The organism is Actinomycetospora callitridis, assembly GCF_028737265.1.
GTDB classification, from domain to species: domain Bacteria; phylum Actinomycetota; class Actinomycetes; order Mycobacteriales; family Pseudonocardiaceae; genus Actinomycetospora; species Actinomycetospora callitridis.
This window is the reverse complement of sequence record NZ_JAQZAK010000001.1, coordinates 663,629-677,210: the sequence shown is the minus strand read 5'-3', so window position 1 is coordinate 677,210 and position 13,582 is coordinate 663,629. Positions and strand designations below refer to the sequence as shown.

The 13,582-nt window shown below is 71.4% G+C and carries 15 protein-coding genes and 1 pseudogene; 1 reads left to right on the top strand and 15 read right to left on the bottom strand.

The window, feature by feature from the left end; translation table 11 throughout:
• Nucleotides 1-2: 2 nt before the first annotated feature.
• Genes PH191_RS03315 through PH191_RS03305 form a run of 3 tightly spaced genes read right to left on the bottom strand, consistent with a single transcriptional unit; the run spans nucleotide 3 to nucleotide 2,919 of the window.
• Complete coding sequence (locus PH191_RS03315; RefSeq protein WP_274193192.1) at nucleotides 3-1,166, bottom strand: acyl-CoA dehydrogenase family protein; 1,164 nt, start codon at nucleotides 1,164-1,166, stop codon at nucleotides 3-5.
• Nucleotides 1,166-2,395: a CaiB/BaiF CoA transferase family protein gene (locus tag PH191_RS03310; protein WP_274193191.1), complete on the bottom strand. Its 1,230-nt coding sequence runs from the start codon at nucleotides 2,393-2,395 to the stop codon at nucleotides 1,166-1,168. The genes PH191_RS03315 and PH191_RS03310 overlap by 1 nt, the downstream gene beginning before the upstream one ends.
• Nucleotides 2,392-2,919: a MaoC family dehydratase gene (locus PH191_RS03305; RefSeq protein ID WP_274193190.1), complete on the bottom strand. Its 528-nt coding sequence runs from the start codon at nucleotides 2,917-2,919 to the stop codon at nucleotides 2,392-2,394. Before PH191_RS03305 ends, PH191_RS03310 begins: the two co-directional genes overlap by 4 nt.
• A gap of 64 nt (nucleotides 2,920-2,983) precedes the next feature.
• Between PH191_RS03305 and PH191_RS03300 the strand changes: the two genes are divergently transcribed.
• Complete coding sequence (locus PH191_RS03300; RefSeq protein ID WP_274193189.1) at nucleotides 2,984-3,724, top strand: FadR/GntR family transcriptional regulator; 741 nt, start codon at nucleotides 2,984-2,986, stop codon at nucleotides 3,722-3,724.
• 4 nt (nucleotides 3,725-3,728) lie between these two features.
• Here the strand turns inward: PH191_RS03300 and PH191_RS03295 are convergent, their stop codons facing one another.
• The 12 genes and pseudogenes from PH191_RS03295 to PH191_RS03240 form a co-directional block, all read right to left on the bottom strand.
• A complete protein-coding gene (locus PH191_RS03295) occupies nucleotides 3,729-4,172 on the bottom strand; it encodes a DUF2550 domain-containing protein (protein WP_274193188.1) in 444 nt (147 codons plus the stop codon).
• A 19-nt stretch (nucleotides 4,173-4,191) separates the two neighbouring features.
• Nucleotides 4,192-4,590, bottom strand: coding sequence for a F0F1 ATP synthase subunit epsilon (locus tag PH191_RS03290; RefSeq protein ID WP_274193187.1), 399 nt, complete (start codon nucleotides 4,588-4,590; stop codon nucleotides 4,192-4,194).
• Nucleotides 4,590-6,044 carry a F0F1 ATP synthase subunit beta gene (gene atpD, locus PH191_RS03285; RefSeq protein ID WP_274193186.1) on the bottom strand — a complete coding sequence of 485 codons (1,455 nt, stop codon included), beginning with the start codon at nucleotides 6,042-6,044 and terminating at the stop codon, nucleotides 4,590-4,592. Before atpD ends, PH191_RS03290 begins: the two co-directional genes overlap by 1 nt.
• Nucleotides 6,045-6,055: 11 nt before the next feature.
• A complete protein-coding gene (locus tag PH191_RS03280; protein ID WP_274193185.1) occupies nucleotides 6,056-7,096 on the bottom strand; it encodes a F0F1 ATP synthase subunit gamma in 1,041 nt (346 codons plus the stop codon).
• 149 nt (nucleotides 7,097-7,245) lie between these two features.
• Nucleotides 7,246-8,856: pseudogene (gene atpA, locus PH191_RS03275) on the bottom strand (F0F1 ATP synthase subunit alpha); the annotation flags it as partial.
• 43 nt (nucleotides 8,857-8,899) lie between these two features.
• Entirely contained in the window at nucleotides 8,900-9,748 is an 849-nt protein-coding gene (locus PH191_RS03270; protein WP_274193184.1) for a F0F1 ATP synthase subunit delta, read from the bottom strand.
• Entirely contained in the window at nucleotides 9,745-10,359 is a 615-nt protein-coding gene (atpF, locus tag PH191_RS03265; RefSeq protein ID WP_274193183.1) for a F0F1 ATP synthase subunit B, read from the bottom strand. The genes PH191_RS03270 and atpF overlap by 4 nt, the downstream gene beginning before the upstream one ends.
• Before the next feature lie 40 nt (nucleotides 10,360-10,399).
• Nucleotides 10,400-10,606: an ATP synthase F0 subunit C gene (atpE, locus tag PH191_RS03260; protein ID WP_116706531.1), complete on the bottom strand. Its 207-nt coding sequence runs from the start codon at nucleotides 10,604-10,606 to the stop codon at nucleotides 10,400-10,402.
• Nucleotides 10,607-10,691: 85 nt separating this feature from the next.
• Nucleotides 10,692-11,471 (bottom strand): F0F1 ATP synthase subunit A, encoded by a 780-nt coding sequence (atpB, locus tag PH191_RS03255; RefSeq protein WP_274193182.1) that lies wholly within the window; start codon nucleotides 11,469-11,471, stop codon nucleotides 10,692-10,694.
• Between the two features lie 44 nt (nucleotides 11,472-11,515).
• On the bottom strand, nucleotides 11,516-11,821 hold the full coding sequence (locus PH191_RS03250; RefSeq protein WP_274193181.1) for an AtpZ/AtpI family protein: 306 nt from the start codon (nucleotides 11,819-11,821) through the stop codon (nucleotides 11,516-11,518).
• 90 nt (nucleotides 11,822-11,911) lie between these two features.
• Nucleotides 11,912-12,406: a Cg1360 family ATP-synthase-associated protein gene (locus PH191_RS03245; protein WP_274193180.1), complete on the bottom strand. Its 495-nt coding sequence runs from the start codon at nucleotides 12,404-12,406 to the stop codon at nucleotides 11,912-11,914.
• A 38-nt stretch (nucleotides 12,407-12,444) separates the two neighbouring features.
• Nucleotides 12,445-13,578, bottom strand: a complete 1,134-nt coding sequence (locus PH191_RS03240; RefSeq protein ID WP_274189581.1) for a glycosyltransferase family 4 protein — start codon at nucleotides 13,576-13,578, stop codon at nucleotides 12,445-12,447.
• Between the last annotated feature and the right edge of the window lie 4 nt (nucleotides 13,579-13,582).

Sequence of the window (13,582 nt, the reverse complement as noted above, 5' to 3'; positions counted from 1 at the left end):
CGTCATCTGATCGAGGCCTTCCCGGCCAGCAGGGACTTCGCGACGACGGTGCCCAGCATGTCGTTCGTGCCCTCGCCGATCGACATCAGCGGGGCGTCGCGGTAGAGCCGCTCGACCTCGAACTCCGTCGAGTAGCCGTAGCCGCCGTGGATGCGCATGGCGTCGGTGGCGCACTCCAGCGCCGCGTCCGAGGCGAAGATCTTCGCCATGCCCGACTCGGTGTCCATCCGCACGCCCTCGTCCATGCGCGACGCCGCCCAGTAGGTCATCAGGCGGGCGGCCTGCAGGCGCACCGCGATGGCCGACAGACGCAGCTGCACGGCCTGGAAGTCGCCGATCGCCTGCCCGAACGCCTGGCGCTCGCGGGCGTAGGACAGCGACTCGTCGTAGGCGCGCTGGGCGATGCCCACCGAGCGGGCCGCGATGTTGATGCGCCCCGTCTCCAGCGACGAGAGCGCCTGCTGGAGCCCGCGGCCCTCGACGCCGCCGAGCAGCTGTGTCGCCGGCACCCGCACGTCGTCGAGCACCACCTCGCAGGACTCGGTGCCCTTGTAGCCGAGCTTGCCCATGTCCTTGGTGATCTCGAGCCCGGGCGCGCCCGCGTCGACGAGCAGCATGCTCATGCCGCGGTGGGCCGGCTCGGCCGCCGGATCGGTCTTCACGAGCACCGGCAGCGGGTCGGCGTGGCGGGCGTTCGTGATCCACATCTTGGTGCCGCGGACGACGTAGTCGTCACCGTCGCGGCGCGCCGTGGTGGTGATGCTCTGCAGGTCGGTGCCCGCGCCCGGCTCGGTGAGCGCGATCGCGGTGCGCCGCTCCCCCGTCGCGAGCTCCGGCAGGTAGCGCTGCTTCTGCTCCTCGGTGCCGTGGCGGGCGATCATCCAGCAGGACACCGAGTGGCTGCCGAGGATGCCGGCGATGCCCATCCAGCCGCGCGAGATCTCCTCGAACGTCAGCGCGAACGACACGGTGTCCGCCTCGAGCCCGCCGTAGGCCTCGGGCACGGCGAGCCCGAAGAGCCCGAGCCCGCGCATGCCCTCGACGATCTCGGTCGGGTAGCGGCCCTCGTGCTCCCAGTCCCGCGCGACCGGCACGATCTCGCGGTCGACGAACGAGCGCAGGGTGTCGCGGAAGAGCCGCTGTTCGTCGCTCAGCCGGAAGTCCATCAGCGGTCCTCCCCGAACCCGATGTCGTGGGTGCCGAACGCGCCCGCGTCGCGCAGCGCGGCCAGCTGCTCGTCGTCGTAGCCGATCCCGCGCAGCACCGAGCGGGTGTGCTCGCCCATCGCGGGCCCGCTGCGGGCCGGTCGCGTGTCGTCCCCGGGTGGACCGACGCGCACCGGCGAGCGCAGCGACCGCACGGTGCCCCAGTGGGCGTGCGCGGTCTCGGCCACGAGCCCGCGGGCGGCGGTGTGGGGGTCGGTGAGGGCCTCGCCGACGTCGTGGATCGGCGCGCACGGGATGCCCGCCGCGCCCATCGCCGCGATCCAGACGTCCACGGCGCGCGCCGCGAACAGCTCCTCGAGCAGCGGGACGAGGACGTCGCGGTGCACGTCGCGGTCGCGGAACGTCGCGAAGCGGGGGTCCTCGGCGAGGTCGGGGCGCTCGAGCACGACCGTGAGCCGCTGCCAGAACTTCTCCTTGGCGCACCCCACGACGAGCCAGCCGTCGGCCGCCTCGAACGCCTGGAACGGCACGAGCGACGGGTGGGCCGAGTGGTGCGTGCGCGCCGGCGTGTAGCCCTCGGTGAGGTGCCACGTCGCGGGGTAGGTCAGCAGGCTCACCGCGGTGTCGTAGAGCGACAGGTCGCAGTCGGTGCCGACGCCGTCGCGGCGGGCGGCGTGGATGCCGGCGAGCAGGGCGATCGCGGCGACGAACCCGCCGCTGTAGTCCACGAGCGACAGGCCCGCCTTCTGCGGCGCGCCGCCGGGCTCCCCGGTGAGCGACATCCAGCCGCCGAGCGCCTGCAGCACGTAGTCGTAGCCGGGCTCGCCGGAGCGCGGACCGGTCATGCCGAAGCCGGTCAGCGAGCAGCAGACGATCCGCGGGTTGACCTCGGCCAGGTCGGCGTACCGGATGCCGAGCTTCGCCGGGACGTCCCCGCGCAGGTTGGAGTAGACGGCGTCGGCGCTGCGGACCAGGTCGTGGAACACCTCGCGCCCGGCGTCGGAGCGGATGTCGAGCAGCACCGACGACTTGTTCTTGTTGAACGACTCGAAGAACAGCGAGTCGCCGTCCTGCGCGTACGGCGGGACGTAGCGCCCGACGTCGCCGCCCGACGACGGGTCCTCGATCTTGATGACCTCGGCGCCGAGCTCGGCGAGGTGCATCGACCCGAACGGCCCGGCGCCGTACTGCTCGAGCGAGACGATCCGGATGTCCTCGAGCGGCTTCACTGCTCGTTCTCCAGGGACAGCGGGACCGCGGCCTGCGGGAACGGCGCCGCCGCGCGCGGGGCGTCGCGCCGGTGCACGTAGAAGGCGCGCTTGAACGTCAGGACCTCGACACCGTCCTGGTTGAGCCCGCGGGTGCGCACCCCGACGATGCCGGCGTCCGGGCGGCTGCCCGAGCCGCGCGCGGAGAGCACGAGCGACTCGGCGTAGAGCGTGTCGCCCGCGAACACCGGCGCGGTCAGGCGCAGCTCGTCGATCCCGAGGTTCGCGAACGCGTTCTGGCTGGTGTCCGACACCGACTGCCCCATCACGATCGAGATCGTCAGGGGCGACGCGACGAGCATCCGCCCGAACTCGGACTCCGCGCCGACCTGGGCGTTGAAGTGCGCCTGGTTCGTGTTCATCGTCAGCAACGTGAACCAGGTGTTGTCGGTCTCGGTGATCGTGCGCCCCAACGGGTGCTGGTAGACGTCACCCACCACGAAGTCCTCGAAGAACCGGCCCTGCCACCCCGCCACGACGGCCATGCCCGGGGACGCTAAACGTCTGACGTATCTGCCACAAGCGTCGGCGACGGTCTACGCTCCTCCCGTGCCCCCGCAGCCGCCCGCTCCGGTCGCACACCTGCGTGTGCAGCGCGTCCGTCCCGCCTACCGACAGGTCGCCGACGAGCTGCGCACCCAGATCCTCGCCGGCACCCTGCCGTCCGGCACCCGGCTGCCGAACGAGGCCGAGCTCGGGCGGGCGTTCGGGGTCAGCCGCAGCACGGCGCGCGAGGCGCTGCGGGTGCTGTCCAGCCAGCACCTCGTCGAGACCCACCGCGGCGTCCAGGGCGGCACGTTCGTCAGCGAGCCCGACCCCGCACGCGTCGTCGAGGACGTGGGCAGCGCCCTCGGCGTGCTCGTGATGACCCCGCAGCTGCACGTCAGCGACCTGCTCGAGGCCCGCCTGCTCCTGGAGCCCGCGGCCGCGCGCCTGGCCGCCCAGCGGGCCGACGCCGAGACCGTCGAGGCCGTGCGCACCGCGGCCGCGGCCCGGCGCGACGACCGGGACCCGAGCGGCTTCGTCGGGCACCTCGACTTCCACACGACGCTGCTCATGGCCACGGGCAACCTGATGCTGACGCTCATGGGCCAGCCGGTGAACGACGTGCTGCGCACCCGCCTGCGCCGCTCCGGTGTCGAGCCGGGCGAGTGGGACAAGGTCGACGCCTGCCACCGCGAGATCGCGGAGCACGTCGCGCAGGGGCGGGCGGGCGAGGCCGAGGAGGCGATGCGCGACCACATCGTCGAGCTCCGGCGGCTCTACGAGCGCGACGGCTTCTGGACGTGAGTCGCTAGCTCGCCTGCCGGTACCCCGTGGACCGTCCCGGCGGCGTGGACTCGAGCCACGACGAGAAGCCGGTGAGCGCGTCGGCGTTGATCGCCAGCTCCCACACGTCGGCACCGTCGCGGCAGATCAGCACCGTCGAGCCGGCGGGGTGCATCTCGCCGTCGATGGGGTCGCGGCGGTCGGTGATCTCGAGGCGGGTGCGGTCGAGGACCACGTTCGCCCCCGAGCTCAGGCCGCTGATGCGGTACCAGCGGAACTCGTTGCCCCGGTAGCGCCCGAGCCCCGAGTGCCACCCGCGCAGGTCCTCGGTGTCCCGCGCGGGGCGCAGGGCCACGTCGACGCCACCCCGGCGCAGGAGCCGGATGCGGCGCAGGACCAGCAGGGCGACGACGAGCAGCACCGCGAGCACGACGATGGCCGCCAACTCGGCGATCATCGTCACGCCCACGGGTGCTGCTCGCCGTCCCTCAGCGGTCCGGGGACTCGCCGGCGGCCCGGAGACGCGCTCGCGCCCTGGCCGCGGCGGCTGCCGCGTCGTCGAAGTCGTCCCCGCCGCCCTCGGCGCGCTGGAGCTCGTCCCGCGCCGACGCGACGTCGATCTCCTCGGCCATCTCGGCCAGCTCGGCGAGGATGGTCACCGACTCCGCGGTGACCGAGAGGAACCCGCCGAACACCGCGGCGTGGAACGACTCGCCCTCGCTGGGGTCGATCCGCACCACACCGGCCTCGTCGAGCGCGGCGATCATCGGCTGGTGCCCGGGCAGCAGACCGATGTCGCCGTCGACCGTGCGGGCCGAGACGAAGCTCGCCTCCCCCGACCACAACCGCTTCTCGACGCCGACGATGGCGACCTCCATGGTCGCCATCAGGAGGAGTACTTCTTCGCGTTGGCCTCGACGTCGTCGAGACCGCCGGACATCGCGAAGGCCTGCTCCGGGTAGTTGTCGTACTCGCCCTTGGCGATCTTGTCGAACGCCTCGACGGTGTCCTTGACGTCGACGAACGAGCCCGGCTCGCCGGTGAACTGCTCGGCGGCGTACATGTTCTGACCGAGGAAGCGCTCGATGCGCCGCGCGCGGGCGACGGTGAGGCGGTCCTCCTCGGAGAGCTCGTCGATGCCCAGGATCGCGATGATGTCCTGCAGGTCGTTGTAGCGCTGCAGGATCCGGATGACCTCACGGGCGACCCGGTAGTGGTCCTCGCCGACGTACTGCGCGTCGAGGATCGTCGAGGTCGAGGTCAGCGGGTCCACCGCCGGGAAGATGCCCTTCGCGAACACGCCACGGGAGAGCTCCGTGGTCGCGTCGAGGTGGGCGAACGTGGTGGCCGGTGCCGGGTCGGTGTAGTCGTCGGCGGGCACGTAGATCGCCTGCATCGAGGTGATCGAGCGGCCGCGGGTCGAGGTGATCCGCTCCTGCAGCTCGCCCATCTCGTCGGCCAGCGTCGGCTGGTAACCGACGGCCGAGGGCATGCGGCCGAGGAGGGTCGAGACCTCCTGGCCGGCCTGGGTGAACCGGAAGATGTTGTCGATGAACAGGAGGACGTCCTGCTCCTGCACGTCGCGGAAGTACTCGGCCATCGTCAGGGCCGACAGGGCGACGCGCATGCGGGTGCCCGGCGGCTCGTCCATCTGGCCGAAGACGAGCGCGGTGTCCTTGAGGACGTCGGCCTCGCCGAGCTCGACCCACAGGTCGTTGCCCTCACGGGTCCGCTCGCCCACGCCGGCGAACACCGAGGTGCCACCGAAGTTGCGGGCGATGCGCTGGATCATCTCCTGGATGAGCACCGTCTTGCCGACGCCGGCACCGCCGAAGAGGCCGATCTTGCCGCCCTCGACGTAGGGGGTGAGCAGGTCGACGACCTTGAGGCCGGTCCAGAGCACCGAGGTCTTGCCCTCGAGCTGGTCGAACGCCGGCGGGTCGCGGTGGATGCTCCAGCGCTCGGCGTCCGAGGCGTAGCCCGGGTCGTCGAGGCAGTCGCCCAGGGTGTTGAACAGGTGGCCCTTGACGACGTCGCCGACGGGCACCGTGATCGGGCGGCCGAGGTCCTGCACGTCGTGGCCACGCACGACACCGTCGGTCGGCTGCATGGAGATCGTGCGGACCTGGTTGTCGCCGAGGTGCTGGGCGACCTCGAGCGTCAGCGTCTTGGTGTTGTCGCCGAGGGTGACCTCGGTGGTCAGCGCGTTGAAGAGCTCGGGCACCTCGCCGCGCGGGAACTCCACGTCGACGACGGGGCCGAGGATGCGGGTGATGCGGCCGACGGCACCCTGCGAGCCGTTCTGCTCGGTGCCCTCGGCCGGGGCGGTGGACTGGGTCATCGTCAGCTCCCCTACTCGGCGAGGGCGTTGGCGCCGCCAACGATCTCGCTGATCTCCTGCGTGATCTGGGCCTGGCGGGCCTGGTTCGCCTCCCGGGTCAGGTTGTCGACCAGGTCGTTGGCGTTGTCCGTCGCCGCCTTCATGGCGCGCTGCCGGGCCGCCGACTCGGACGCCGCGGCGTCGAGCAGGGCCGCGAACACGCGCGCGCGGAGGTACTTGGGCATGAGCCGGTCGAAGAGCACCTCGGGCTCCGGCTCGAACTCGTACTCGGCCTGCCGCTCCTGCGAGTCCCCCGAACCGGACCCGTCGGACTCGCCGTCGGAGGACTCGTCGTCCTCCTCCAGCTCCAGCGGGGCGATCTGCGAGGAGGTGACCCGCTGGCTCGAGAGGGAGTTGAACGCGGTGTAGACCACGTGCAGCTCGTCGACCCCGTCGAGGCCCTCGGCCTCCTTCGGCGGGACGAACGAGGAGGACCGCGAGGCGCCCTCGCCACCCTCGCCGGAGCCGTCGCTCGACCCCTGCTGCTCGTCCTCGGACTCGCCCTGGACCGTCTCGGCGCTCCCGGCGAGGAAGCAGGCGGTCATGGTGTCGGCGGCCCGGGTGGCGTTCGGGTAGTCGGGGACCTCGGAGAAGCCCGTCCACTGCCCGGCCATGTCCCGCTTGCGGAAGCGGAAGTAGGCGGTGCCCTTGCCGCCGATGACGAACAGCTGGGGCTCCTTGCCCGCGCTGTTCAGCTCGCGCATGAGCCGCTCGGCCTCGCGCAGCACGTTGGCGTTGTAGCCGCCGCACAGACCGCGGTCGCTCGTGACGACCAGGACGCCCGTGCGGCCCGGCTCCTCGCGCGCCACCAGCAGCGGGTGGTCGCTGGCGCCGGCCTTCGCGGCCGTCTTCAGGACGTGGGTGAACTCGTCGGAGTACGGCCGCGCGGCGTGGACGCGGTTCTGCGCCTTCACGATGCGCGACGCCGCGACCATCTCCATCGCCTTGGTGATCTGGGCGATGTTCTTGGTCGACCGGATGCGCCGTCGCAGGACGCGGAGGGATGCGGCCATGCCGTCTAGCTCCTCGCGCCCGAGTCGGCGTTCTCGTCCGAGCCCTCGGCCCCGCCCGAGCTCTCGCTCGCGTCGCCGTCCGAGTTCTCGCCCGAGGTCCCGTCCGAGCCCCGCGTCGACTCCGACGACCCCTCGGAGGAGCCGTCGGACGACTCGTCGGACGAGTCGTCGCCGGTGGGGAGCTCGCCGGTGCCACCGTCGTCCTCGACGCCCTCGCCGGACTCCGTGGAGAACTGCTGCTTGAACTCGGAGACGGTCTTGTTCAGCCGCTCCTCGTTCTCGTCCGAGAGCTTCCCGGAGTCGCGGATCTCGGCGAGGATCCCGCCGTCGCGACGCACGTGCTCGAGGAACTCCGACTCGAAGCGGGCCACGTCCTCCACCGGCACCGAGTCGAGGTGACCACGGGTGCCGAGGAAGATGCCGACGACCTCCTCCTCGACCGGGTACGGCTCGCCCTGGCCCTGCTTGAGCAGCTCCATGAGGCGGGCACCGCGGTCGAGCTGCGCCTGCGAGGTGGCGTCGAGGTCGGAGCCGAAGGCCGCGAAGGACTCCAGCTCGCGGTACTGCGCCAGCTCCACGCGCAGACGGCCGGCGACGGACTTCATCGCCTTGATCTGGGCGTCACCACCGACGCGCGAGACCGAGTTCCCGACGTTCAGCGCGGGCCGCTGGCCCTGGTTGAACAGGTCGGCCTCGAGGAAGCACTGGCCGTCGGTGATCGAGATGACGTTCGTCGGGATGTAGGCCGCGATGTCGCCGCCCTTGGTCTCGACGATCGGCAGGCCGGTCAGCGAGCCCGCGCCCAGCTCGTCGTTGAGCTTCGCGCAACGCTCGAGCAGCCGGGAGTGCAGGTAGAAGACGTCGCCCGGGTAGGCCTCGCGGCCCGGCGGGCGGCGCAGCAGCAGCGAGATCGCGCGGTAGGCCTCGGCCTGCTTCGACAGGTCGTCGAAGACGATCAGGCAGTGCTTGCCCTGGAACATCCAGTGCTGGGCGATGGCCGAGCCGGCGTACGGGGCGATGTACTTGAAGCCGGCCGGGTCGGAGGCCGGGGCGGCGACGATGGTCGTGTACTCCATCGCGCCGGCGTCCTCGAGGGCCTGGCGGACACCGGCGATCGTGGTGCCCTTCTGGCCGACGGCGACGTAGACGCAGCGGACCTGCTGCTCCGGGTCGCCGGTCTCCCAGGCCTCGCGCTGGTTGATGATCGTGTCGGTGCAGACCGCGGTCTTGCCGGTCTTGCGGTCGCCGATGATCAGCTGGCGCTGGCCGCGGCCGACCGGGGTCATGGCGTCGATCGCCTTGATGCCGGTCTGCAGGGGCTCGGTGACGCCCTGGCGCTGGACGACGGTGGCCGCCTGCAGCTCCATCTCCCGCTCGCCCTCGGACTCGATGTCGCCGAGCCCGTCCAGGGGCTGGCCGAGGGGGTTGACCACCCGGCCGAGGAAGTTGTCGCCGACCGGCACCGACAGCACGCGGCCGGTGCGGGTGACCTGCTGGCCCTCCTCGATGGTCTCGTACTCACCGAGGATGACGACGCCGATCTCGCGCTCCTCGAGGTTCTGGGCCAGGCCCAGCACGCCTCCGGGGAACTCGAGGAGCTCGTTGGTCATGGTCGAGGGAAGGCCCTCGACGTATGCGATGCCGTCGCCCGTCGAGGCGACGATGCCGACCTCCTGACGGGTCGAGTCCGCGGAGTACGAGGACACGTAGTCCTCGATCGCGCTACGGACCTCGTCGGAGGAGATGGTCAACTCGGCCATGGCTTCCGCTCTCGCTAGTCGTTAGGGGGGTTCGTTGGTCGACTCAGCCGAGCCTGCGGCCCAGTTCGTCGAGCCGTCCGGCCACGCTGCCGTCGATGACCTCGTCCCCCACCTGGATCACGAGACCGCCGACGATGCCGGGGTCGACCTCGAGGTGCAGGGTGATGTCCCGACGGTAGATGCGCGTCAGGGCGTCGGCCAGTCGCTGCTGCTGCTGGTCGGAGAGGGCGATGGGCGAGCGCACCGTGGCCACCGACCGCTCGCGGCGCTCGGCCGCGAGCTCGGCCAGGCGCTCGAGGCCCTGGGCGACGCCGCGACCCACCGGGTGGGCCACGAGCTGGGCGGCGAGCTTGCGGGTGACGGGCTCGGCCCGGTCCGCGAGCAGCTGGTCGAGGACCCGCTGCTTGCCCTCGGGGTCGGCGGCCGGGTCGGCCAGCAGACGCTCGAGGTCGGGCGACCCGCCGACGATGCGGCCGAGCCGGAACAGCTCGTCCTCGACGGCGTCGAGCCGGTCGTCCCGCTCGGCCGACACGAGGAGGGCCTCACGGGCGACGGTGCGCAGGCCCGTGACGAGGTCCTCGGGCCGCGACCAGGACGACGACACCGCGGTCTTCACGATGTCCCCGGTGGTCGAGGTGACCTGACGACCGATCAGCCGGTCGGCGAGGCCCTCGCGGTCCTCGGCGGTGCGCGACGCGTCGGCGAGCGTGCGCCGCAGCTCGCTCTCGCGACCGAGCAGGTCGGCCACGGAGTCGAGCTGCTCGGCGACGGTGTCGAGGTCGCCCGCAGCCGCCTGCGCCGTGGCCTCCGAGAGGCGACGGCGCGTGGCCTCGAGCGCGTCACGGCTCGCGGCGTGGAAGTCGGCGAGGACGCCGGCGGTGGAGGCACTCATGCCTGACCCCCGTTCCCGCGGGCACCGTCGCCGGTCCCGCCTGCTGGCGCACCCGCGGATCCAGCTGTGGAGCCACCCATGGCCTCGAGCTCGGCGAGGAAGCGGTCGACGCTCTCCCCGCGGCTCCGGTCGTCGGACAGCGAGGACTCGACGATGCGCCGGGCCAGCTCCACCGACCGGTGGCCGGTCTCGGCGCGCAGGTCCGAGATCGTGCGCGAGCGGGACGCGTCCAGGGACTGCTGCCCCTGGGCCTTGATGCGCTCGGCCTCGTCGGCCGCCTTGGCGTCCATGTCCTGGCCGATGCGCTCGGCATCGGCCCGCGCGTCGTCACGGATGCGCGCGGTCTCGTCGTCGACACGGGCGAGCCGCTCACGGCTGCGTGCGAGCTCCGCCTTGGCGTCGGCCTCCATGGCCTCGGCCCGGGCCATGCCGCCCTCGATCTGCTTCTTCGTGTCCTCGTGCGAGGTCACGACGTTCGGCCACGCGAACCGCCCGATCACGTACACGAGCAGCGAGAAGGCGATCAGGCCGACGATGATCTCCGCGACGTGCGGGAACGCGGCGTACGGCTCGCCCGCCGGCTGCTCGGCGAGCACCTCGATGGCGCTCATGTGTTCACCTCCCGCCCCTCCGGCGACCGGTCAGGGGGACTCAGATGGCGAACGCGAGGACCAGACCGATGATCGCCAGCGCCTCGGAGAGGGCGAAGCCGATGAAGGCGATGGTCTGCAGCTGGCCGCGGGCCTCGGGCTGACGCGCCACGCCGTTGATGAACGCGGCGAAGACGATGCCGACGCCGATACCGGGGCCGACGGCGGAGAGGCCGTAGCCGACCATGTTGAGGCTGCCCTGAACCATGAGGGGTTCCTTTCCGGTGTTCGTTCTGTGAATCGGGGGAGGGACGGCGCCGGTGGTTTCGACGACCCGGTGGATCAGTGTCGACTCAGTGCTCGTCGGCCAGTGACGCACCGATGTACGACGCCGTCAGGACCGTGAAGATGTAGGCCTGCACCACCTGGATGAAGGCCTCGAAGAACGTCATGACGATCGCGAAGAGGAACGCGAACGGCGAGAGGACGTTGAGGACGAGATCGTCCGCGACGGTGAGCATGTACTCGCCGCCGAAGATGAAGACGAGCAGCAGCAGGTGGCCCGCCAGCATGTTGCCGAAGAGCCGCAGGGAGAGCGTGACCGGCCGCAGGATGAAGTTCGAGAGGAACTCGATCGGGGTCAGGATGACCCGTACCCAGGCCGGCACACCGGGCGGCCAGGTCATGAGCTGCACGTAGCCGCCGAAGCCCTGCTTCTTGATGCCGACGTAGTTGTAGATCAGCCACGTGATGGCGGCGAGCGCGTACGCCATGCCCGGGTGCGAGAACGACGGGAACTGCACGAAGGGCAGGATCCCGAAGACGTTGTTCACCAGGATGAACGAGAAGAGTGCCACCAGGTAGGGCACGTACTTGCGGAAATCAGGACCGATGTTGTCCCGGGCGATCTGGTCCCGGACGATCCCCTGGAACTTCTCCGCGAGGAACTGCAGCCGTCCGGGGACCACCTTCGGGTCCTTCGTCGCGAGCGCGAAGAAGGCCCACACGAAGAGGGCGGCGACGATGAACTGGATCGAGACCTTGTCGACCCACTCGAGGACCGGGATGCCCTCGAAGATCGGGGGGAGGTTGAAGTCCTCGACGCCGGGGGCCTTGAAGCCCTCGGCAGGCATCGGAGGCGGGACCGGTGGCGCCGGTACCTGCGTCAACGACGAGATCACCCGTGCTGCTCCTTCCGGTCCTCCGGGCCGGCGGGTTCACCGGGTCGAGGGAGGGGCTCAGGGGGGATGTAAAGGTATCGGATGTAGATCAAGCTGAAGGACGCGGCCCCACCGAGCAGGAGCCCGACCAGCAGGAACCAGCGCGTCGAGAGCAGGGTGTCGATTCCCCATCCGGCCAGTCCGAACACCAGGATGCCGGTGATCAGATGGGAGAGGACCGTCCAGGCCTCCGACGGTGACTGGTCCGCAGACCCCTTCGGAGGGGTGCGTCCCGCGTCACCGCGGAGGCTGTCCTGCGCCATCGGGCGCACCATATCAGCAGGTTCGTCCCCGTCCACTACGGGCCGTCGGAGGCCACACCGCCGAGTAGGGGACGACCGTCCGGGCGACGATCACACCGCGATCGTGGGCGTCTTCAGCCGCGCGAAGGCGATCACCTCGCCGACGATGAACGCCAGCGCCGTCGGGCCGAGGGCGAGAGCGGCGATGCGCGTGTCGACGACGCCGAGGGCCTGGAGCACGAGGAAGACGACCAGCAGCAGGCCGAGCTTGCCCATCATCGAGACGAGCGCGGCGGCCATGACGACCATCGGGTCGGCGGCGGCGGTCCAGCGCATCACCAGCGGGCCGAGCGAGCAGACCGCGATGACGACGACGGCGCCGACGATCGCCGCGACCACCCCGGTGGTGCCCGCGAGCAGCCCGGCGACCACCGCGGCGAGCACTGCGACGCCGATCGCCGGCCACAGGCCGCCGAACAGCATCGCCCGGCTGGCCTCGAGGACCTGGGCGGTGTTCGCGGGCGTCGCCGAGGGGTTGAGCGGGTTGGACGTCGTGCCGGACGCCGGGGTCACGGGGGGTGTGGGGTCGGGCTCGGGGCTGGTCATCGGGTCTGTCATCGGTTCCTCGGGGAGGTCTCGGGAAGTCAGGCGCGGGGGCGCAGGCGGGGGACGGCGGAGGCCAGCACGGCGACGAGCACGCCGACGGTGACGATCCAGACCACCACGAACGCGTTGTCGATCAGTGCCAGGGCGACGGCCCCGAACGCGAGCACCCCGGCCCACAGGTAGATCAGGAGCACGGCCCGGCGCTGGGAGTGGCCGATCTCCAGCAGCCGGTGGTGCAGGTGCATCTTGTCCGGCGCGAACGGGCTGGTGCCCGCCCGGGTGCGGCGCACGACGGCCATGAGCAGGTCGAGCAACGGCACGAAGACGACGGCCGCGACGACGATCAGCGGCGTGACCAGCGCGAGCGCGCCGGTGGCGCCGGTGGTCGAGTAGTTGGTGCGGCCCGACGCGGTGGTGGTGGCCGCGGCGAGCGTCAGCCCGATGAACATCGAGCCCGAGTCGCCCATGAACAGCCGCGCGGGCTGGAAGTTGTGCGGCAGGAAGCCGGCGCAGGCCCCGGCGAGCACCGCGGCGATGAGGGCCGGCGGGTAGGCGTTGACGTCACCGTTCTGCTGGCCGAGCAGCCCGAGCGCGAACGCGCAGGTGGCGGTGGCCGCGATCGTGCCGATGCCCGCGGCCAGGCCGTCGAGCCCGTCGACGAAGTTCATCGCGTTGACCAGCAGCACGCACAGGAACACCGTGATGAGCACGCCCTGGTCCTGCCCGAGCAGCAGCACCGACCCGGTGCTCCCGCCGGTGCCGCCCCAGGGCAGGTACACCGCCGTCCACTGCACGCCCATGAGCACGAGGACGCCCGCGGCGGTGGCCTGACCGGCGAGCTTGGTCAGCGCGTCGAGGCCGTAGCGGTCGTCGAGGGCCCCGACGGTGACGATGAGCCCGCCGGCGACGAGCACCGCGACCGTCTCGTTCGAGTAGTCGAAGGCGCGCCGCAGCACCGGGAGCTGGCTGGCCACGAACACCCCGGCCACCACGCCGAGGTAGATCGCGATGCCGCCGAGGCGCGGGATCGGCACCGTGTGCACGTCACGCCCGCGGGGCACCGCGATCGCACCGGCGCGGATGGCGAGGCGGCGGACCAGCCCCGTGAGCAGGTAGGTGACGACCGCCGCGCAGAGCCCGACCAGGAGGTACTCCCGGATCGGGAGCCCCATCGGG